Here is a 16,897-nt window from a genome sequence, read left to right as displayed (position 1 = left end):
TGAGGTTCCTAGGATTCAGGGTCTATAAGGACTGGTGCGGTGGCTTCGATGGTGAAGCGTCCGTCGCGGGTTGCCCCGTGCACGTAGTCACCTTCTTGGGAGGCGTAGACTAGGCGGTCTGGCACAAGGCGCGGGTCATAAGAATCGAGGTTGAGGACGATGCGGCAAACCTTGAATCGAGGTAGGTCTGCCGCTGTCATCTCCACGTAGGGCATTAGTACTCGCCTCGTCTGATGAGGGCTATGACGTGTGCAGCTGCTTTGGCTAGGTCTGCCGCCCCGAGGTCTTGTAATTCTGCGGGGGTTGGATCATCGTTGCTGTAATGCTTGAGGTGGTCGATGCCGTCAGCGTAGGCGAGGAGCCTGCCCTCTAGCTCTTTCAGCTTTTCTTGGTAGTAGGCGGCATCCATACCAGTCACCTAAAAGGGAGGTTCGCCTTGCTGGCCTACGGGTGCGGGGTCACCCCACGCCCCCGTAGTGGCGGTCTGGCCCTGGGATGCGGCCTGATTCCACTGCTGCTGAGCCGAAGACTGCTGCTGCTGCCCGCCGCCTTGTCCGCGTGGGATGAATGAGACCTCATCGGCGTTCACCTTGTACTTGGAGCGCTTATCACCAGTGCTCTTATCCACCCAGCGGTCCTGCTTCAGGGTTCCGATGACCACCACGGGGCGCTTCCCGTTCTGCGTGTAGTCGTGCAGGAAGTTCTCGCCCTTCTTGCCCCAGAAGTCCACATCCATGAATATGGGTTCACCATCCTCCCACTGTTGTGACTGCTGGTTGTACTGGCGGATGTTGTGAGCAACGGTGAATGAGACCACAGATTTACCGTTTGGGGTGAAGCGCTGCTCTGGGTCTTTGATGAGGTTTCCGCTGATAGTGATGCTAATAGCCATTTACTTTTCTCCTTCCAGCTCTGCCCAGCGGGCGCGGCACAGGTCGATCACTGCGTCTGGTACTTCACCGGATTGCTTGAGGTTAGCGGCGAAATCGTTGACCTGCTCGCTGGTGGTGAAACTCTCCAACGTTTCCTTCACGTCTGCGATGAGGTCATCATCCACCACCTCCGGCTCCGGCTTCTTGGTCAACGCTGGCACCGGCGCGCTTTCTGCCTTCGCACGCACATCCTCACGAGTAGCGGTCATCTTGACCGGCTCCAGTTCCAGGTCTTCGGCGGCGTACTTGATACCGAGCAGAACATCAGGGGCGAGCTTGCGGGACACCTCAGATGCGGCTTTGGCGTACAGCATGGCCTGCGGGTCAGTCTGATACTTCTTGTTGCTGGTATAGCCCGCCTTCTTAGCGCGCTCAATAGTCCAGGTGGATTCCTCAGTCTCACCCGCTGGTGAGGTGCCGCGTACCGTGACTTTCTCATCACTGGTTTCTACGGTCTGGAATCGGTACCCCTTCGCCTTCAGCAGTGCGACCATGGTGCGGGCGTAGATAGCGGGCTGACCATGCACAACAAACACTTGCTGTAGGGCCTGCTGTGGCTTCAACCCGAGCTCTGCGCCGTAGAGGATGGCGGCGGCACCATCATCAGGCTTGCCCCGGAAAGTTTGCGGTACCATCGCCGTGTTGCAGAGGACGGTGGCGAGTTTGTGGGCTGCGCCCATAGCTTCGGCTTGGCGGGTGAGGAGGTCAAGGCCATCCTCAGAGGTGTTGATGGTGGGTTCGATGGAGTATGGGGTGGGGGTGGGTTCGAGGGTGTACGGGTTGCTCATGGTTATTGCTCCTTGGTGAAGTAGGCGATGGAGATGGTGGTGACGATTTGGATTGCTTCTTCGCGGGTGAATCCGGCGTCGATGTAGGCGGAGACCATGGAGGCCATGTTTCCGGCCAGTTGTCGGGTGTCGCTGTCTGCTTCTGGTAGTTGCTTTCCCCAGATAGGCATTTAGTTCTCCTTGATGGCGAGGCGTGTTGACCCTGCGCGGGTCTTGGTTTTGTACTGCTGGTAGAGGTCTTTGTGTTCTTTGCGGAACGCTGCTGAGTCGAACACCTTGCTGGGCTGCGTGGTGGACACCGTTACGTGGTAGCCGCCGTAATCACCGGTGTGTGAGTCGCCGGTCAGCGCCAGGATTTCGGCCTTGAGATTCACGATGCGCTTCTTGAGGTCGTCTATTTCGGTGGTGAGCATGGCGTACTGCGCGACGAGGTTAGTCACCTCATCCACCGCCTCCAGTGAGGTGACCTCGCCCATCCAGTCCGGTGTTGTGCCGTCCAGCCATGCGAACCACTCCCCCGCGGTGTCCATCAGCTCCGCCGCAAACTTGGGGTCATACAGGATGGTTTGGTGGTCGAGCGCCACCGGTGTGAAGTCCTCATGCACCTCAACGATGAGGGCACAGGTTTCTGCCCCGGTGTAGTGCATGTTCGCCTGCACTTGGCAGTAGTACTGGTCAGGGCACCAGTCATGCCAGCGACCGCCTTGGAAGGGCTGGGTGCTGGTCTTAATCTCCCCAATCACCTCAAGGTCTTCGGCGTAGAGGTCAGGTGTGCACGAGAGCCGTTCATCATCGGGCAGGAAGATAGTTTGCGGCTCCGCGTTGTAGACGAGGCGTGAATCCACCTCGTCAATCAGCACCTGGGCCAACAGGGGTTCGCGGGCACTGCCCCACTCTGTCCATTGGTTGCCGTGGAACTTCGAGCCGTTCTCTTTGGCGTCGCGTACCTCGTGCCACGTCGCCGCATTCCTACTACAGTGCAGGCGGGCCAGCTCCGTCGAGGTCAACTTTCCTTGACGAAACGCCAGCCAATCCTCATTGTCTGCTGGTTCGTAGCGTCTCACTTCGTCCTCCTCTCGTCATAGCGGGCCAGGGTCATATCAGTCAGGGTGCACGCAATGTCAGGGTCATAGCCCCTGTCCATGAAGGCGTTCATCACGTCGTCCGCCTCCTCAATCAACGGCTCCATGTACTGGAAATACGGGTGGATTCTGGTCAAATGTGGCGGCATCTTATTCGGTGTATTCATGCTGTCCTTTGAAGTGTTTTTCGTGCGTGATAAGCGTGACGTGGGCAGAAACGGAATCCTTTACCCCATCCGAGGTCGTCGGTTCCTTCAGCCCAACAGCCGTAGTAGAGGCATCCTTTTTCCTGTCTGAATTTGAGTAGGGCGTCGCAGGCTGCTTTGCGGGTGCGGAAGGATTTAGGGGTTGGGATTGCTGCCCACCAGGCACCGTTTGAGTATTCGGGGCGCGGAAGTGGTTCTCTCACGGCATCGTCTACATCCACACCGGCGGCATTGAGAGGAAGGCGTGCAGGATGAAGCCTGCGATACCACCCATCAGCCCGGTGGCCCAGCACAGGCGGGTACGTTTTGCTGCGATGTCCTGCCAGTAGGCGATACGGCGAGCGTCTGGTGTAGAACGTGGTGTGCGGTTAGCGCTGTGCATATTGGGTTTTCCTTTTCTCTTTCTCAGCCAGTGTGGCGAGCAGGTTGGCCTGCGCCGCATTGTCTTTGACGCGGCGGCGGATGCTCTCCGGCAGTCGGGTCATGGTGTACAGGGCGCGATACCGGCCCTCAATGTCTTTGAAATGCGGATGGCTTGGTCGATGGTGATTTCGCGCATGTCAGCCCCTCCGCATCATGTAGAAGCGCGGCGTGTAGGCGCGGTGCCTGCGGTGGAAGAAATGTTTGAGTAGGCGTTTCATGCTGCTCCTTGGTTCATGTATTGGTCGAGCCAGGATTGTGTTGTGCGCCAGGTCTTGCCTGGTTTGCGGGCCTCAATCTCGCCGCGCCGCATAAGGGTGCGGATTGTTTCGGCATGCAGGCCGGTGTATTCGGCGGCGTCCTTCACGGTGAGCCAGGCCGGTGTAGTATTCATGGGTGTCTCCGTTTCAGGTGGACAGAGCAAGACCCCCGCGTAGTTACAGCAGTCGCGGGGGTCTTTTGTGTGTGAAGGGGGTTGCAGGCGTGCAGTGCCAAGCGGGCAGTGTCCGACCCCGCCGGTTACAGCCTTGACGCTCCATTTCGCCTTGAACAGGGAGAATGCGCTTAACAACCCCAAGTGCCCAGCCGGGGAGTCGAACCCCGGTAGTGCTTGCAAGAATTCAGCCACCCGCTATATAGGCAATAAGTGATGAATTCGTGTTCCGTTCTGGGCTTGGTATTTATGTCAGCGCCGTTCGTTCCCTCCCAACCACGTTGGGGTGCCTACCTCACGGTTCGCCCCGGTCATCGCAATCTAAGAACCATGCTCACGGGGCCAGTATCATCCGGCGCTCTTCACTAATTCAGTTCTCATTCATCGCGGCCAGCCAACCTCCTGCCCTATCCCCTTGGGCAGGAAGACCTCGGCGACCTGGTGCCCGTGGGGAGGCTTGCACTCCCCTGCCTGCTAAGTCGGGCTATAGTGTTTCGAGGTAGAACCCTTGACCGAAGGAGGGCCAGTCAGGGTTATTGCAGGCCCACAGGTCTGCGTTGGTGTTGTCCATGCGTTTCACGTGTGCGTGGCGGTATTCCTCGCGGGCATGGGCAAGGGTGGCTTCCACTGCTTCCGCAAGAGTGTTGTGCGGCAGTCTTTCGGTGATCGGAGTTGCATCTTCGAAGTGGGTGCGAGTGATGGTGGGCATATTGGTTCCTTCTTTCGGGCTACTTGTAGCGTCTGTCTGAGATGCCCATTAGGCAGACTCCGGCAAGATGTCATAAATGGATCGGTCTACTTCGATGCCGGCATTTTTGGCTACGGTGATTGCCCACCCGGCCCGCACGTACAAGGTTTGGCGAACCTGACCGTTGTGGTAGCGCGGGGCATTGTGCTGGGCGCGTAAATCAAACAGATTGCGGTAGGCGGCATAAGCGCGGTACTCATTGCGGTCAACCACATCACCCTTGCGGGATGACCACTCGCGGGTTTGTACCTTGCGGTAAATCATCTTTGCGTCCAGGAGCTTCTGGCGAGCTTGTGGCTCCGTAAGCCCGAAGTGTGCGCCCCAGTCCTTGACTGTCATGACGTCCGACTCGATGGATACGCAGTGGTCGTAGTACTCCACTTTTGGTTTCGCGGCTTCGAGTGCAAGGGCTTGGTCTGCCGTCTTTGCTTCAAGTTCCTTGATGGTGCTGTCTGCGACCTTGATGGCGCGTGCCATGAGCTCTTCTGGTGATAGCTGCGCTGGTTCCTTAGCTCGGCGTTCGCATTCGATGAAGTACTGGCGGGCCTGCTTACCTTTGTCCGTGCGCTGAATCATGGAAATTTCCTTAGCCATGTCCAGGTTGATGATGTGGTTAACCGAAGGGCGTCCGCCGGTACTTTTTCCGGTTTCTCGGATAAAGTCCTGACCTGTAAGAAAGCCGTATTCCTCCATCCGGGCGAACCACTGTGTGTATCGCTCCGAAACTCCAAGGAACTTGTGTAGGTCGCGGCCCATGACAGCCTGAATGCCGTCGCGGTCTTGAATGGGGATTAGTTCACTCATGGTGTATTCTCCTAAGTAGGTTTTGGATGCCCCGCTTCGGCGGGGCTTTTCTTATGCGACGGAGCGGACTCTGACTCGTCGTATGCGCATTTCTTCTTCGGTTACGTCGAATACGTCCTCAAATGTGACGGGGAAGTTCGCGAGGATTGAGCCGATGAGGCGCGGCCCGGCTTCTGCCCTGTCGTTGAGTTGGCGGCTAATTGTGGATGGTGCGCAATCAAGTTTTTCTGCGAGGGCTGCGATGCCTCCTGCTTCATTGACTGCGTTCTCTAGCCACTCTTTGCGGACTCGAACTGTATGAAGGAAAGTCATGCAACCTCCTTGTTTGTTCTTTCGCAAACCCTGTTTGGGCTTACACAAATGAAACTACATCACTGTTTGTTCCTGCGCAAGTTTTGTTTGCTTTGTCGCTATCACTTGCACTTTTGCGTGTGCGCAAATATAGTTAGGGGCATGAGTTCAACACGCTGGTGGGATTACATCGAGCCCATAATCGGAAACATGACAATGCGCGACGCCGCCAAGAAAGCCGGCTTCAATCAGAGCGCCTTTACCCGATGGAAGGGCGGAGCAAAAGCAGACCCCGAATTCGTCGTCAAATTCGCCCGCGCCTTCAATCTCAACGTCCTGGAAGCCCTCGTAGAGGCCGAGTTCATCACCGAAGAAGAAGCCTCACTCGGCAGCAACAAGGGCGAGCGCCTCCACGCAACCATCCACGCCTTTGAAGCAGAAGCACTAGCCTTAAACGCTGCTTCTGAAATTGCTGAACATGCAGCGGCTAGCATCAAAGCCGCCTATGTGAAGGACGTTCTGGGAGAGACTATCCAGGCCTCAGGGTTTTCCAACTGGGAAGAAATAGACAAGAAATTCAATGAGGCCTGCGCAGCCAGCTCCACCCCGCATCTCACCCCCGTGTCCGAAGTGGATGATTCAATGCCACTCAGCGCGGTGGCCTACAGCGGCCCCGACGAGGATGCGGAAAGGAATGATGCCTATGACGATTAACGCGGCCCAGCTGCACCTCCTAGCGGAAAGCATGGGCGTGCAGCTACAACGCCACACCGGCGGGCCACCCGGCTGGTACGACCACCAACAGCGCATCATCAGCACACGGCGCGGCCAATCAATCGGCCAGTACAAAAGCGTCCTCGCCCACGAACTCGGCCACGCCCACTACGGAGACACCCCCACCGGAAACGGCCACTATGACCAACGGCAAGAACGTCGCGCCGACGAATACGCCGCCCGGCTCCTAATCTCCCCCAATGAGTTTGAAGCAGCAGCCGCGTGGCACCAAGGCCACCTGCCCGCTATAGCGGACGAGCTCGAAGTAACGAAACACATTCTAAGAACCTGGCAATCTCTCCACGAGAAACAAGCCGCGTAATCAGCTGGACCACAGCACCCACGCCAACGTCCCTAAACTTGACCACCCTCAACTCTCCGAAAGGCTCCCTCAATGCCAAACTTCAACAACATGCTCAAAGGCATAGACCTCCAAACCATCGGTGGAGCGGTCGCCGCCATCCTCGCAATCATCGGCGTCATCGCAGGTATCTCAGCAGCTCCCGGCGGCAGCTCCAACGAGTCCAGCTCAACGAGTGTCGCTAGCACTCCCGAACAGCGCGTCCGGGCCGCTGTCATCAAGAACATGGAAAGGGACGGGTACACCGTCGACCCCACCCTCAACAATCTGGCCCAGAAGTACGTCAAGGCGGAGTACGGCCCGGAGCGTGACGCCATTTACACCAAGCTCGGTGAAGCGGGCATGACCGAGGGCAGCGGCGGAACCTTCACAAGCAATGAGAAGTACCTCATTGACCTCTTCTCCCAGTCGACAGAGACGAAGCCAAAGCATGGCGGCAAGGTTGGAGTAGGCGTGAACTTTGGTCCAGTCACCACAGAAATACAGGTGGTTTACGCCGACTAATCACCCAACAAAACAAGACCGGCCCTTGGCGCTCAACATGTGGAAGTCGCGAGCACCAGGAGCCGGAATATCCAACCAACAATCAGGAAGGACGTGTCTATCTTATGGCATCGATTAAGCCCTACAAGACCGCGAAGGGCAGGGCGTGGCGAGTACAATACCGCTCCCCTGACGGTAAGAACCGCACAAAGCAAGGATTCAGAACAAAAAGCGCGGCACAAGCATGGGCCGATAAGAACGCCACCGCTATCCGCGAAGGTGATTGGATAGACCCCAATGCCGGGCGCGTCAAAATTAAGGAACTCGGTGAGCGCTGGCTCGCGATGCAAACACACCTGAAACCATCCACGATGCGGACAACGGAGCAGACTTGGCGTATCCACGTCGAACCACGATGGGGAGACACACCAGTCAGGGCCGTGCTGTCGTCGGAGATTCAGCACTGGCTATCAAGCACGGATCGTTCCGCATCAATCGTGAGGAAGAATCATGCAATGCTGTCGCAAATCCTTGATATGGCTGTGCGTGATGGGATTGTGAAGACTAACGCGGCGAAGGGTGTGGCGCTTCCTAGGAAGGCGAAAGCGAGGAAGGTGTATCTGAGTTGGGAGCAGTTAGCCATGTTCGCTGACGAGTGTGGGGACAATGCGCCAATCGTGTGGCTGCTAGGCACCGTGGGGCTGAGGTGGGGTGAGCTTGCTGGGCTGCAAGTCCAGGACGTGGATGTGCTGCGTGGGCGTATCACTGTGCGGCGTAACGCGGTGACTGTGGGGTCTGGGGTGGAGGTGGGTACGCCTAAGACTCATGAGGCGCGGGTGGTAGCTGTGCCTAGGTTTGTGATGGATATGCTGGTGCCGTTGATGGACGGGAAGGCTCAGGATTCTTGGGTGTGGTGTAGGTCTGATGGGTCGCCGTTGCGGGTGCCGTCGAATCATACGTGGTTTTATTGCGCGCTTGGCCGGTGTATGGCGAGGGATGATGATTTCCCACGTGTGACGCCTCATGGTTTGCGGCATGTGGCGGCGGGGTTGATGATTTCGTCGGGGGCGCATCCGAAGGTGGTGCAGCGTCAGCTTGGCCACGCGAGTGCGGCGATGACGTTGGATACGTATGCTGATTTGTGGGAGGACGATTTGGATGCGGTGGCAGGCCGTATGGATGAAAGTTTTTCAGAGGTCGTGGAATTGTCGTGGAAATTGGCGTAGAAGAGGAGTTTACGCTGGGCAATGGGGTGTTTGTCGCGGGTTCGAATCCTGCTGGGGGCACGCAGGTCAAGGCCACTTTCTAGGGCTTCACTAAGCCTCAGAAAGTGGCCTTTGGGCACAGATTGGACTCTCTTCCATGGACATCACCCTCGCGACTTTTGACCACGCCCCGGAATCAGCGCTGCGCGGTATGCGCTTCGCTAACGCGTGGGTACCGGCACCAAGCTATGCGGCATCACGCCGCGCGGTGCTCACCGGACAATATCCACAGCGCGGAGCCACAACGCGCATCACGGAGATTTTCAAGGCCGCTGGCTTCGAGGTTCGGGAGGATACCCAGCCAGCTTCTTCGCAGGTCTTTCGTCTTCTCGAACAGCCGAACCCCCAGCTACTGGACACCCTCGATGGTGTGGTGGCGGTGTCTTCCCTGCAGGGAGATAAGGCCGCCATGTCCCTCCTGTGGCCCGGGGTTGCAGAATCCGGAGAGTGCACAGAGCTCGTCTCCCCGCTCGACTTGGCACCCACGCTCGCGGCGATCGCGGGGCTCGATGTGCGCCCCAACGCCCCGCTGTCTTTCGATGGGCTCAACTTGGTGCCGGTCCTCCGCTACGGGGCATCCGGGCACGCGGCTCTCTTCTTCGACAACGGCGTGCGCATGCAGGACGCCGTGCTTGTCGACGACTCCGCCACCCCACCCAGCGCCTTGCCACGCTTGCGCGAAGAGTGGGAAACGTGGAAGCGGTTCATGGCTCTGGGCCCGCTGCAGTAACTACTCCACTGGGATGACAACCCAGAGTATGAGGTAGAGCAGAATGCCTGAGAAGCCCAGTAGGGTCGCAACAACGAAGAGAATGCGCACCAGGGTCGGATCAAGGTTGTAGGTGTGTGCGATGCCGCCGCACACACCTCCGAGCATCGTGTCAGTTGTGGAACGGGTCAAACGTTGGTTGTTCATGATCTCTCCTTTCACCTTCCATTATCCAGAGTTGGGACTGAGGATTCATCGGTGTTTACCCTGATTTAAACCCTGATTGCTCTACGCTGGGTGGAGACTTCCCACCCTGAGAGAAAGGATGCCGCTTATGGCTCACTCCCCTGGGCTGCCCGCCCCTACCCGCTCCTCCTATGCGCTGCTGACCGGCGCTAGCCAGGGAATTGGCGCTGCGATGGCCAAGGACCTGGCCGCCCGCGGCTACAACGTCATCCTCGTCGCACGCCGCGAAGACGTCCTCGAATCCATTGCTGCGGACCTGCGCTCACGCCACGAAGTGGACGCCATTGCGCTGGCAGCGGACCTCTCCGAGGAAGCGGACGTGGACCGCGTCATCGAGTTCATGGCGGGCAAGGAAATCTCCATCATCGTCAACTCAGCGGGTATCGCCAGCTTTGGCAAGTTCATGGATCAGGACTGGGACTATGAAACCCGGCAGTTCGACCTCAACGGCAAGGCCGTTCACCGTCTGACGCGCGCTGCTCTGGAGCAAATGCTGCCGCGGCGCAGCGGCGCTATTTGTAACGTGGGCTCGGCGGCGGGCAACGTTTCCATTCCAAACAACGCCACCTATGTTTTCACCAAGGCCGGCGTCAACGCCTTTACTGAGGCCCTGCACTACGAGCTCAAGGGCTCCGGCGTGACCTGCACGCTGCTTGCCCCTGGCCCGGTGCGCGATGCCGTCATCCCCGAAGAAGAGCAATCGATCGTGGACAAGGTCGTCCCGGATTTCTTGTGGACCACCTACGAGTCTTGCTCTGAAGAAACTCTGGAGGCCATGGCCCGCAACCAGCGCCGCGTGGTCCCCGGGCCACTTTCGAAAGCAATGAACGCGCTGGGTAAGATTGTGCCCACCCCAATTGCTGCACCGCTCATCGGTAGCTTCTATTCGAAGATGGCTTAGAACACCACAATGCCCGCTCTCCTGTTTTAAAGAGAGCGGGCATTGCTTTACTTACCTTGGAGCGGCGATTGCTCCGCGATAGCTTTCTGCGCGGCTTCCTGCCGGGCAGCCTTGCGCTCTACCCAGAACTCTGCGTTCTTGATTCCCAACGCCTCTGGGTCAAACTGCGGGTCCTTGCCAGCAGCCTTCTGTGCGCTGTAGTCCTTGAGGCACTTGAGAGCCGGGACCTGCAGGAAGAGGATGGCGATGATGTTAAGCCATGCAGTCGCGCCAACGCCGATATCACCCAGCGCCCAGGCTGCACCCGGAGTCGTGGTAGCTCCGACAATCACGGAGACCACGAGGAGAATGCGCAGGAGCCACACCAGCGCGCGACGGGTGGTCTTGTTGCTGATCCAGCGGTTGAAGTAGGTCAGGTTGACCTCTGCCATGTAGTAGTAGGCCAAGACGGTAGTAAAGGCAAAGAACGCGATGGCGATGGCAATGAAGCTCGGTCCGAAACCTGCCAACAGGGTGTCTAGACCGTGCTGGACAAAGCCCGGGCCCACCTCAACACCATCCGGGATAGAGCCGGCATAACGCACGGGACCGTCCTCAGATTCGCCCTCGAAGACCTTGTACATGTCGGTAGAGATGATGATGAAGGCGGTTGCGGAGCATACGAAGAGGGTATCGATGTACACCGCGAAAGCCTGAACGAACCCCTGCTTAGCTGGGTGGGACACCTCCGCGGCCGCAGCAGACTGCGGACCGGTACCCTGACCAGCCTCGTTGGAGTAAATACCGCGCTTGACTCCCCACATGATGGCCGAGCCCAACAGGCCGGAGAAGGCCTGCTCGGCGCCGAAAGCAGACTTAAAGATCATGCCGAAGACTTCGGGAATCTGGTTAAAGTTCATGATCAGAATGATGATGGCAAAGAGAATGTAGGCAGCCGCCATGAACGGAACCACGAGGGACGCGAAGTTCGCGATGCGCTTGACACCACCGATAATGATGATGGCTAGAATCCCGCCCAGAACCAGGGCAGACCAGCCGACTTCAATACCCCAAGCGTTCTGGACTGCAGCGGCCACGCCGTTCGCCTGGATACCAGGCAGGAAGTAGCTGGTGGCCAGGATCATCGCAATGGCGAAGACGATGCCATAAACCACCATGAATGGTCCGGCCTTAGTGTGCTTGTAGGCCTTCTCGATGTAATAAGCCGGGCCACCACGGTACTCACCGGTGTCCTGGTCCTTCTCCTTATAAACCTGCGCCAGAGTACATTCCACAAACGAGGTGGCAGATCCCAGCAGGGCCACGGCCCACATCCAGAACACCGCACCTGGTCCACCGAAGGCAATAGCCGTCGCTACACCAGCGATATTGCCCACGCCGACACGGCCCGCTAGCGAAATCATCAGCGACTGGAAGGAGGAGACACCCGAATCGGAGCTTTCACCATCCTTCAGCTGCTTAATCATGTCCGGAATGCAGCGTACCTGCAAGAACTTGGTGGCCACGGTGAAATAGATTCCCGCGCCAAGACACAGGAAGACTAGTGCTGGTGACCAAATCAAAGAGTTGAGGGTGTCGAGAAAGGCTGACATCGGTAGGTTACCGTCCTTCGCAATATGTGAGTGCCGTCACGTTAAAGGCTGACCTAATAATGCCCCTTCCACGACGACTTTCGTGCGTGAAATCATAAAAAAGTTGAGAAGGCGCCACCCTCAACATTGACATCCAGCACAAATCCCCAGCACATATCGATTAAGAGACCGATTTCGATAAGCACACTCTTCCCCCACCCCCACTTACCCCCACCGAGCCAAGAGCGCGCGTTCCCGACCACGCCCCAAGAGAAACTATGGTGGAAGACATGAGTGATATCCCCGCTAAGAACGACCGCCTCGTCTGGATCGACCTGGAGATGACCGGGCTTGATCCGAAGCGCCACGTGATCGTGGAAGTTGCCGCCGTGATTACCGACGCCGAACTGAACATTCTCGACGAGGGCATTGACCTCGTCGTCCACGCCACGGAGGAAGAACTCGCGCAGATGGATGACTTCGTCACCGAGATGCACGCGAAGTCTGGGCTGGACAAGGAGATTCGGGAATCTGCAATCACGATTAAGGAGGCAGAGGAGGCGGTACTGAAGCTCGTCGAGAAGCACTGCGACGCCAACCATCCGGCACCCCTTGCCGGCAATTCCATCGCTACGGACCGCACCTTTATTCGCGAATACATGCCGCGCCTGGACGCCGCGCTGCACTACCGAATGATTGATGTCTCCACAATTAAGGAGCTGGCACGCCGCTGGCACCCGCGGGCCTATTACAACCAGCCCGACAAGGGGATGGCACATCGAGCCCTGCAGGACATCATCGAGTCCATTCGCGAGCTCGATTTTTATCGCCGCAGCGTGTTCCGTACGGATAACGGCCCCTCCACCCCGGAAGCTGAGGAGCTCAAGGCGGCTACTACCAACGACTACCAGGCGTTTTTGTAAAACGGACAACGTGGGTTAACCTGTATCTCGTTGCTTTCCGCAACGATGGTGGCTGTAGTTCAGCTGGTAGAGCACCAGGTTGTGATCCTGGGTGTCGCGGGTTCGAGCCCCGTCAGCCACCCCGAATAGACCCCGCATTCTGCTCAAGCAGGATGCGGGGTTCACTTTTTGCATTGAGCCCCAGCACCACCGCACCCGCGCACCATCAAGCCCCACAACCAGCCGGACTTGAGTATGTTAGCCTTACCTAATTGTATAGTGCGAAGCCTTCTGCCCGCACAGCAACTCAAGTGTTCAAAGGACAGTGATAACGATGGCTGGCCAAGCTAAAGAGGCAGCGCCGAAGCGCAAGCCCCGCAAGGCACATGAAGCGACCGTGACTGGTCGCTACCAGGTCTCTCCGGATTTGATTCGGTTGAGCATGAACTCCCCGGCTTTTGTAGGCAAGGAGCTGGAGTTTACGGATCACTACATCAAGTTATTATTCGTGCCAGAAAGCGCCGATTATTCTTGGCCATTTGATGTCCAGCAGATTCGCGAAGAGCAGCCGCGTGATAAGCAACCAATTCTCCGCACCTACACCCTGATTAACCTAGACCCGGAGACCGGGGACTTCGACGTTGATTTTGTCACCCACGGTGATTCCGGTCTGGCTGGTCCGTGGGCACGAGCCGCTAAGGCCGGAGAGAAGATCGGCTTCCTCGGCCCAGGTGGCGCGTGGGGACCTGCCGAAGAATATGAGCACTTCATCTTCGCCGGCGATGAATCTGCGGCACCGGCCATCGGTGCGGGTGTCCAGCATCTCCCCGAGGGCGCGACCGCTACTGCCTTCATCGAGATCGAAGACGAAGACCGCACGTTCGAGCTGCCCACCCGCGAGGGTGTGGAGATCGTCTGGGTAATCCGCAATGGCGCTACCCACGGCACTGAGCTATCCCGCGTGGTACGCGAGGCTGGTATTCCCAAGGAGAAGAAAACCAGCTGGTTCATCCACGGTGTCGCCGAGATGATCAAAGAGCTGCGTCGCTTCCTTTTCGTGGAATCTGGAATTCCCAAGGAAGACGTTTCTATCTCTGGCTACTGGCGTATCGGAATGACTGAGGACCAGTGGCAATCCTCCAAGCGCGAATTCAATGCAGAGATTGAAGCAGAGGAAGAAAGAGCTAAGGCCTAACGCTTGTTTTCACGTTAGACTGCGGCAATGATCGATTTCACCGACACCGCCGACGTCGTTGCTCCCCAGCTTCTGGGCACGGTGCTCACGCACAACGGCGTTTCGGTACGCATCACGGAGGTCGAGGCTTACCTCGGCGCAGACGATGAAGCCTCACACACTTTTAAGGGCCGCACACCGCGCAACGCAGCCATGTTTGGCCCACCCGGGCGCCTCTACGTCTACATGTCTTATGGCATCCATCGGAACGGCAATATCGTCTGCGCACCCGAAGGCACCGGTCAGGGCTGCCTGCTCCGCGGCGGAGAAGTCATCGACGGGCTAGACATTGCCTACCAGCGCCGGGGCGACACGGATTTTCACAATCTCGCCCGCGGCCCTGGCAATTTGGGTAAGGCCTTAGGATTCAGCCTTGAAGATAACGGAACCCCGGTAAAACTTGGCGCACGCGAAGAGGAGCCCGAGTGGGTCCGCGGGCCGCGCATCGGAATCTCTAAGAACCAAGACGCCGCGCTACGATTTTGGATCCCCTTTGACAAGACAGTGTCTCGGCGTCGCGGGCTCCCCCGCTAGCCCCCTACCGGCGCCTGAGTCCTGAGACTCATGCACCATATCTTTAAGCCAAGGCCGCTCGCACCAGCTCCGCTGCCTGCGAGGGGGTCTTGCCCACTTTCACTCCAGCGGCCTCGAGCGCCGCCTTCTTGCCTTCTGCCGTACCAGAACCACCAGACACGATGGCGCCAGCATGCCCCATCGTCTTGCCTTCCGGCGCGGTAAAGCCCGCGATATACGCAATCACCGGCTTCGTGACGTGGTCCTTGATATAGGCAGCGGCATGCTCCTCTGCATCACCGCCGATTTCACCGATCATAATGATCACCTCGGTATCCGGATCATTCTGGAAGGCCTCAATCGCTGAAATGTGCGTGGTCCCAATAATCGGATCTCCACCGATTCCCACGCACGTGCTAAAACCAATATCGGATAGCTCGTACATCATCTGATACGTCAGCGTGCCCGACTTCGACACCAAGCCAATCTTTCCTGGGTTTGGCGCAGTCTCTGCCGGAATAATGCCCGCATTAGATTCGCCCGGTGTGTAGAGCCCCGGACAGTTCGGCCCAATGATGCGGGTTTTGGATTCTCGTCCCAGCGCATAGAGCTCAGCGGTGTCCTTCACCGGAATTCCTTCCGTAATGATGACCACGAGTTCAATACCGGCACGGATGGCTTCTTCCGCTGCGTCCTTAGTGAACTTTGCCGGCACAAAAATGACGGTGACATTGGCATCGGTAGCCTGCATGGCCTCACGCACGCTGCCGAAGACGGGAATCTCACGCCCCTCAATATCCACACGCTCACCTGCCTTGCGCGGGTTGACCCCACCTACGATGGTGGAGCCGGATCCCAGCATGCGACGCGTGTGCTTCATACCTTCGGACCCCGTCATGCCCTGGACAATGATCCGCGAGTCTTTGTTGAGAAAAATCGACATGTCTACTCCTAGTTCGCCAGCTCCGCAGCCCGGCGGGCCGCAGCGTCCATGGTTTCAACCTGCTCCAGTTTGGGCAGGTGTGCGTCATTCAGAATCGCGCGTCCCAATTCCGCGTTGTTGCCATCCAGGCGCACCACGAGCGGCTTGGGTTCAATCCCCTCCGAGTCCAGGATTTTGTAGGCCTGCACGATGCCCTTGGCCACTTCATCGCAGGCAGTAATACCGCCGAAGACATTGACAAAGACCGATTTCACCTGCGGATCACTGAGAATCACTTCGAGCCCGTTGGCCATCACCTCCGCATTAGCGCCACCACCGATATCGAGGAAGTTCGCGGGCTTCGGCTGCGAAGAAAAATCCTCGCCGGCATAGGCCACGACGTCGAGCGTGGACATCACTAGGCCAGCGCCATTGCCGATAATCCCCACGGAACCGTCAAGCTTCACGTAGTTCAACCCCATCTTCTGCGCCTTGAGCTCCAGCGGATCGGTCGCCCCGTGGTCTTGGAGGTCCCGGTGCTCGGGGTGGCGGAACTGCGCGTTATCGTCCAGCGTGATTTTGCCATCAAGCGCGATGATCTCACCGCTCGATGTCTTGACCAGTGGGTTCACCTCTACAAGCGTGGCGTCTTCTTCCGTGTACACCGTGTAGAGCTTCTTGAATACGGGCACCAGCTTGGCGACGTCCCCCTCGTCAAACCCCGCCTCATACGCCATGTCTCGAGCGAGGGTGTCTGTCATGCCATCGAGTGGGGAGAAGCTGCGCTTAATCAGGGCATCTGGGCGCTCTTCGGCCAGCTTCTCAATCTCCACGCCGCCTTCTTTGGAGAGCATGGCCAGGTAACGGCGTTTGGTGCGGTCCAGGAGGATGGAGAAGTAGTATTCCGCAGCGATGTCGGCACCTTCTGCCACCATGACCTTGCGCACGGTGTGCCCCTTGATCTTCAGGCCTAGAATCTCATTGGCCTTCTCCGCGGCTTCCGCAGGACTGTGCGCTAGCTTGACTCCCCCAGCCTTTCCGCGCCCACCGGTTTTGATTTGTGCTTTGACCACGACCACCGGTGTCCCCAACTTCACGGCTGCTTCTTCAGCCTGCACGGCCGAGGTCGCAACGATGCCTTTGAGGGTGGGAACGCCATGAGCTTCAAAGAGGTCTCGAGCTTGGTACTCGTAGAGATCCACTTCTGCCTCCATCTTTGCAGTGAATAACTAGTTCTCCACAAGATTCACCAAAACAAAGACGTGATGCAAACCACTTTGCAGAAGTTAAAGCATTACACTTCACACACTTT

The 16,897-nt window shown here is 57.8% G+C and carries 25 protein-coding genes and 1 tRNA gene; 10 read left to right on the top strand and 16 right to left on the bottom strand.

Annotated features, from left to right (window positions below; all coding sequences use genetic code 11):
* Window positions 1-8 precede the first annotated feature (8 nt).
* The 12 genes from HMPREF3147_RS00920 to HMPREF3147_RS00880 all read right to left on the bottom strand — a co-directional run bounded on the left by HMPREF3147_RS00920 (window position 9) and on the right by HMPREF3147_RS00880 (window position 5,725).
* Entirely contained in the window at window positions 9-215 is a 207-nt protein-coding gene (locus HMPREF3147_RS00920; RefSeq protein WP_070443462.1) for a hypothetical protein, read from the bottom strand.
* Window positions 215-409, bottom strand: coding sequence for a hypothetical protein (locus HMPREF3147_RS00915; protein WP_070443460.1), 195 nt, complete (start codon window positions 407-409; stop codon window positions 215-217). The genes HMPREF3147_RS00920 and HMPREF3147_RS00915 overlap by 1 nt, the downstream gene beginning before the upstream one ends.
* Before the next feature lie 9 nt (window positions 410-418).
* Window positions 419-892, bottom strand: coding sequence for a single-stranded DNA-binding protein (locus tag HMPREF3147_RS00910; RefSeq protein ID WP_070443458.1), 474 nt, complete (start codon window positions 890-892; stop codon window positions 419-421).
* On the bottom strand, window positions 893-1,720 hold the full coding sequence (locus HMPREF3147_RS00905) for a hypothetical protein (RefSeq protein ID WP_070443456.1): 828 nt from the start codon (window positions 1,718-1,720) through the stop codon (window positions 893-895).
* A gap of 2 nt (window positions 1,721-1,722) precedes the next feature.
* On the bottom strand, window positions 1,723-1,890 hold the full coding sequence (locus tag HMPREF3147_RS12785; protein WP_168160890.1) for a hypothetical protein: 168 nt from the start codon (window positions 1,888-1,890) through the stop codon (window positions 1,723-1,725).
* Window positions 1,891-2,784: a YqaJ viral recombinase family protein gene (locus tag HMPREF3147_RS00900; protein ID WP_070443455.1), complete on the bottom strand. Its 894-nt coding sequence runs from the start codon at window positions 2,782-2,784 to the stop codon at window positions 1,891-1,893. It abuts the gene before it with no gap.
* Window positions 2,781-2,969: a hypothetical protein gene (locus HMPREF3147_RS00895; protein ID WP_070443453.1), complete on the bottom strand. Its 189-nt coding sequence runs from the start codon at window positions 2,967-2,969 to the stop codon at window positions 2,781-2,783. Before HMPREF3147_RS00895 ends, HMPREF3147_RS00900 begins: the two co-directional genes overlap by 4 nt.
* A 250-nt stretch (window positions 2,970-3,219) precedes the next feature.
* Entirely contained in the window at window positions 3,220-3,390 is a 171-nt protein-coding gene (locus HMPREF3147_RS12780) for a hypothetical protein (RefSeq protein WP_168160889.1), read from the bottom strand.
* A 255-nt stretch (window positions 3,391-3,645) separates the two neighbouring features.
* Window positions 3,646-3,822, bottom strand: a complete 177-nt coding sequence (locus HMPREF3147_RS12390) for a helix-turn-helix domain-containing protein (RefSeq protein WP_083276396.1) — start codon at window positions 3,820-3,822, stop codon at window positions 3,646-3,648.
* Between the two features lie 523 nt (window positions 3,823-4,345).
* On the bottom strand, window positions 4,346-4,570 hold the full coding sequence (locus HMPREF3147_RS00890; protein WP_070443451.1) for a hypothetical protein: 225 nt from the start codon (window positions 4,568-4,570) through the stop codon (window positions 4,346-4,348).
* Between the two features lie 48 nt (window positions 4,571-4,618).
* Window positions 4,619-5,413: an antA/AntB antirepressor family protein gene (locus tag HMPREF3147_RS00885; RefSeq protein ID WP_070443449.1), complete on the bottom strand. Its 795-nt coding sequence runs from the start codon at window positions 5,411-5,413 to the stop codon at window positions 4,619-4,621.
* Between the two features lie 51 nt (window positions 5,414-5,464).
* Window positions 5,465-5,725, bottom strand: coding sequence for a helix-turn-helix domain-containing protein (locus HMPREF3147_RS00880; RefSeq protein ID WP_070443447.1), 261 nt, complete (start codon window positions 5,723-5,725; stop codon window positions 5,465-5,467).
* 141 nt (window positions 5,726-5,866) lie between these two features.
* Between HMPREF3147_RS00880 and HMPREF3147_RS00875 the strand changes: the two genes are divergently transcribed.
* The 5 genes from HMPREF3147_RS00875 to HMPREF3147_RS00855 all read left to right on the top strand — a co-directional run bounded on the left by HMPREF3147_RS00875 (window position 5,867) and on the right by HMPREF3147_RS00855 (window position 9,317).
* Window positions 5,867-6,418, top strand: coding sequence for a helix-turn-helix domain-containing protein (locus tag HMPREF3147_RS00875; RefSeq protein ID WP_141740692.1), 552 nt, complete (start codon window positions 5,867-5,869; stop codon window positions 6,416-6,418).
* Window positions 6,402-6,800, top strand: a complete 399-nt coding sequence (locus tag HMPREF3147_RS00870) for an ImmA/IrrE family metallo-endopeptidase (RefSeq protein ID WP_246815675.1) — start codon at window positions 6,402-6,404, stop codon at window positions 6,798-6,800. Before HMPREF3147_RS00875 ends, HMPREF3147_RS00870 begins: the two co-directional genes overlap by 17 nt.
* Window positions 6,801-6,872: 72 nt before the next feature.
* On the top strand, window positions 6,873-7,343 hold the full coding sequence (locus HMPREF3147_RS00865) for a hypothetical protein (protein WP_070443441.1): 471 nt from the start codon (window positions 6,873-6,875) through the stop codon (window positions 7,341-7,343).
* Between the two features lie 104 nt (window positions 7,344-7,447).
* Window positions 7,448-8,548 (top strand): tyrosine-type recombinase/integrase, encoded by a 1,101-nt coding sequence (locus tag HMPREF3147_RS00860; RefSeq protein WP_070443439.1) that lies wholly within the window; start codon window positions 7,448-7,450, stop codon window positions 8,546-8,548.
* A 136-nt stretch (window positions 8,549-8,684) separates the two neighbouring features.
* Window positions 8,685-9,317 carry an alkaline phosphatase family protein gene (locus HMPREF3147_RS00855; RefSeq protein ID WP_070443437.1) on the top strand — a complete coding sequence of 211 codons (633 nt, stop codon included), beginning with the start codon at window positions 8,685-8,687 and terminating at the stop codon, window positions 9,315-9,317.
* On the opposite strand, the gene HMPREF3147_RS00850 is transcribed toward HMPREF3147_RS00855, so the two are convergent.
* Window positions 9,318-9,503 (bottom strand): PspC domain-containing protein, encoded by a 186-nt coding sequence (locus tag HMPREF3147_RS00850; protein ID WP_070443435.1) that lies wholly within the window; start codon window positions 9,501-9,503, stop codon window positions 9,318-9,320.
* Between the two features lie 127 nt (window positions 9,504-9,630).
* Between HMPREF3147_RS00850 and cmrA the strand changes: the two genes are divergently transcribed.
* Entirely contained in the window at window positions 9,631-10,443 is an 813-nt protein-coding gene (gene cmrA, locus HMPREF3147_RS00845; RefSeq protein WP_070443433.1) for a mycolate reductase, read from the top strand.
* 47 nt (window positions 10,444-10,490) lie between these two features.
* Here cmrA and HMPREF3147_RS00840 read toward each other — a convergent pair whose 3' ends face one another.
* Window positions 10,491-12,035, bottom strand: a complete 1,545-nt coding sequence (locus HMPREF3147_RS00840) for an alanine/glycine:cation symporter family protein (RefSeq protein WP_070443432.1) — start codon at window positions 12,033-12,035, stop codon at window positions 10,491-10,493.
* Between the two features lie 269 nt (window positions 12,036-12,304).
* Between HMPREF3147_RS00840 and orn the strand changes: the two genes are divergently transcribed.
* The 4 genes from orn (at window position 12,305) to HMPREF3147_RS00820 (ending at window position 14,684) form a co-directional block, all read left to right on the top strand.
* Window positions 12,305-12,937 (top strand): oligoribonuclease, encoded by a 633-nt coding sequence (gene orn, locus HMPREF3147_RS00835; protein ID WP_246815673.1) that lies wholly within the window; start codon window positions 12,305-12,307, stop codon window positions 12,935-12,937.
* A 48-nt stretch (window positions 12,938-12,985) separates the two neighbouring features.
* Window positions 12,986-13,058: transfer RNA gene (locus HMPREF3147_RS00830), tRNA-His, on the top strand.
* 192 nt (window positions 13,059-13,250) lie between these two features.
* Complete coding sequence (locus tag HMPREF3147_RS00825; protein WP_070443428.1) at window positions 13,251-14,111, top strand: siderophore-interacting protein; 861 nt, start codon at window positions 13,251-13,253, stop codon at window positions 14,109-14,111.
* 27 nt (window positions 14,112-14,138) lie between these two features.
* Window positions 14,139-14,684, top strand: a complete 546-nt coding sequence (locus HMPREF3147_RS00820) for a DNA-3-methyladenine glycosylase (protein ID WP_070443426.1) — start codon at window positions 14,139-14,141, stop codon at window positions 14,682-14,684.
* Window positions 14,685-14,727: 43 nt separating this feature from the next.
* Here HMPREF3147_RS00820 and sucD read toward each other — a convergent pair whose 3' ends face one another.
* Together sucD and sucC are read right to left on the bottom strand one after the other, a co-directional pair.
* Window positions 14,728-15,606 carry a succinate--CoA ligase subunit alpha gene (gene sucD / locus HMPREF3147_RS00815; RefSeq protein WP_070443424.1) on the bottom strand — a complete coding sequence of 293 codons (879 nt, stop codon included), beginning with the start codon at window positions 15,604-15,606 and terminating at the stop codon, window positions 14,728-14,730.
* Between the two features lie 8 nt (window positions 15,607-15,614).
* Window positions 15,615-16,787, bottom strand: a complete 1,173-nt coding sequence (sucC, locus tag HMPREF3147_RS00810) for an ADP-forming succinate--CoA ligase subunit beta (protein WP_210384557.1) — start codon at window positions 16,785-16,787, stop codon at window positions 15,615-15,617.
* Window positions 16,788-16,897: the final 110 nt, after the last annotated feature.

Source organism: Corynebacterium sp. HMSC05D03, from assembly GCF_001807205.1.
Taxonomy (GTDB): Bacteria; Actinomycetota; Actinomycetes; order Mycobacteriales; family Mycobacteriaceae; genus Corynebacterium; species Corynebacterium aurimucosum.
The sequence above is the reverse complement of the archived record's forward strand: the minus strand, read 5'-3'. Positions and strand labels throughout refer to the sequence as shown.

Bases quoted from the DNA above. Each gene is read 5' to 3' on its own strand.
- HMPREF3147_RS00890 (WP_070443451.1), bottom strand. From the start codon at position 4,570: ATGCCCACCATCACTCGCACCCACTTCGAAGATGCAACTCCGATCACC.
- HMPREF3147_RS00875 (WP_141740692.1), top strand. From the start codon at position 5,867: ATGAGTTCAACACGCTGGTGGGATTACATCGAGCCCATAATCGGAAAC.
- HMPREF3147_RS00885 (WP_070443449.1), bottom strand. From the start codon at position 5,413: ATGAGTGAACTAATCCCCATTCAAGACCGCGACGGCATTCAGGCTGTC.
- HMPREF3147_RS00850 (WP_070443435.1), bottom strand. From the start codon at position 9,503: ATGAACAACCAACGTTTGACCCGTTCCACAACTGACACGATGCTCGGA.
- HMPREF3147_RS00915 (WP_070443460.1), bottom strand. From the start codon at position 409: ATGGATGCCGCCTACTACCAAGAAAAGCTGAAAGAGCTAGAGGGCAGG.
- HMPREF3147_RS12785 (WP_168160890.1), bottom strand. From the start codon at position 1,890: ATGCCTATCTGGGGAAAGCAACTACCAGAAGCAGACAGCGACACCCGA.
- HMPREF3147_RS00840 (WP_070443432.1), bottom strand. From the start codon at position 12,035: ATGTCAGCCTTTCTCGACACCCTCAACTCTTTGATTTGGTCACCAGCA.
- orn (WP_246815673.1), top strand. From the start codon at position 12,305: ATGAGTGATATCCCCGCTAAGAACGACCGCCTCGTCTGGATCGACCTG.
- HMPREF3147_RS00860 (WP_070443439.1), top strand. From the start codon at position 7,448: ATGGCATCGATTAAGCCCTACAAGACCGCGAAGGGCAGGGCGTGGCGA.
- HMPREF3147_RS00905 (WP_070443456.1), bottom strand. From the start codon at position 1,720: ATGAGCAACCCGTACACCCTCGAACCCACCCCCACCCCATACTCCATC.
- HMPREF3147_RS00880 (WP_070443447.1), bottom strand. From the start codon at position 5,725: ATGACTTTCCTTCATACAGTTCGAGTCCGCAAAGAGTGGCTAGAGAAC.
- cmrA (WP_070443433.1), top strand. From the start codon at position 9,631: ATGGCTCACTCCCCTGGGCTGCCCGCCCCTACCCGCTCCTCCTATGCG.
- HMPREF3147_RS00910 (WP_070443458.1), bottom strand. From the start codon at position 892: ATGGCTATTAGCATCACTATCAGCGGAAACCTCATCAAAGACCCAGAG.
- sucD (WP_070443424.1), bottom strand. From the start codon at position 15,606: ATGTCGATTTTTCTCAACAAAGACTCGCGGATCATTGTCCAGGGCATG.
- HMPREF3147_RS12390 (WP_083276396.1), bottom strand. From the start codon at position 3,822: ATGAATACTACACCGGCCTGGCTCACCGTGAAGGACGCCGCCGAATAC.
- HMPREF3147_RS00895 (WP_070443453.1), bottom strand. From the start codon at position 2,969: ATGAATACACCGAATAAGATGCCGCCACATTTGACCAGAATCCACCCG.
- HMPREF3147_RS00825 (WP_070443428.1), top strand. From the start codon at position 13,251: ATGGCTGGCCAAGCTAAAGAGGCAGCGCCGAAGCGCAAGCCCCGCAAG.
- HMPREF3147_RS00820 (WP_070443426.1), top strand. From the start codon at position 14,139: ATGATCGATTTCACCGACACCGCCGACGTCGTTGCTCCCCAGCTTCTG.
- HMPREF3147_RS00920 (WP_070443462.1), bottom strand. From the start codon at position 215: ATGCCCTACGTGGAGATGACAGCGGCAGACCTACCTCGATTCAAGGTT.
- HMPREF3147_RS00870 (WP_246815675.1), top strand. From the start codon at position 6,402: ATGCCTATGACGATTAACGCGGCCCAGCTGCACCTCCTAGCGGAAAGC.
- HMPREF3147_RS12780 (WP_168160889.1), bottom strand. From the start codon at position 3,390: ATGCACAGCGCTAACCGCACACCACGTTCTACACCAGACGCTCGCCGT.
- HMPREF3147_RS00865 (WP_070443441.1), top strand. From the start codon at position 6,873: ATGCCAAACTTCAACAACATGCTCAAAGGCATAGACCTCCAAACCATC.
- HMPREF3147_RS00855 (WP_070443437.1), top strand. From the start codon at position 8,685: ATGGACATCACCCTCGCGACTTTTGACCACGCCCCGGAATCAGCGCTG.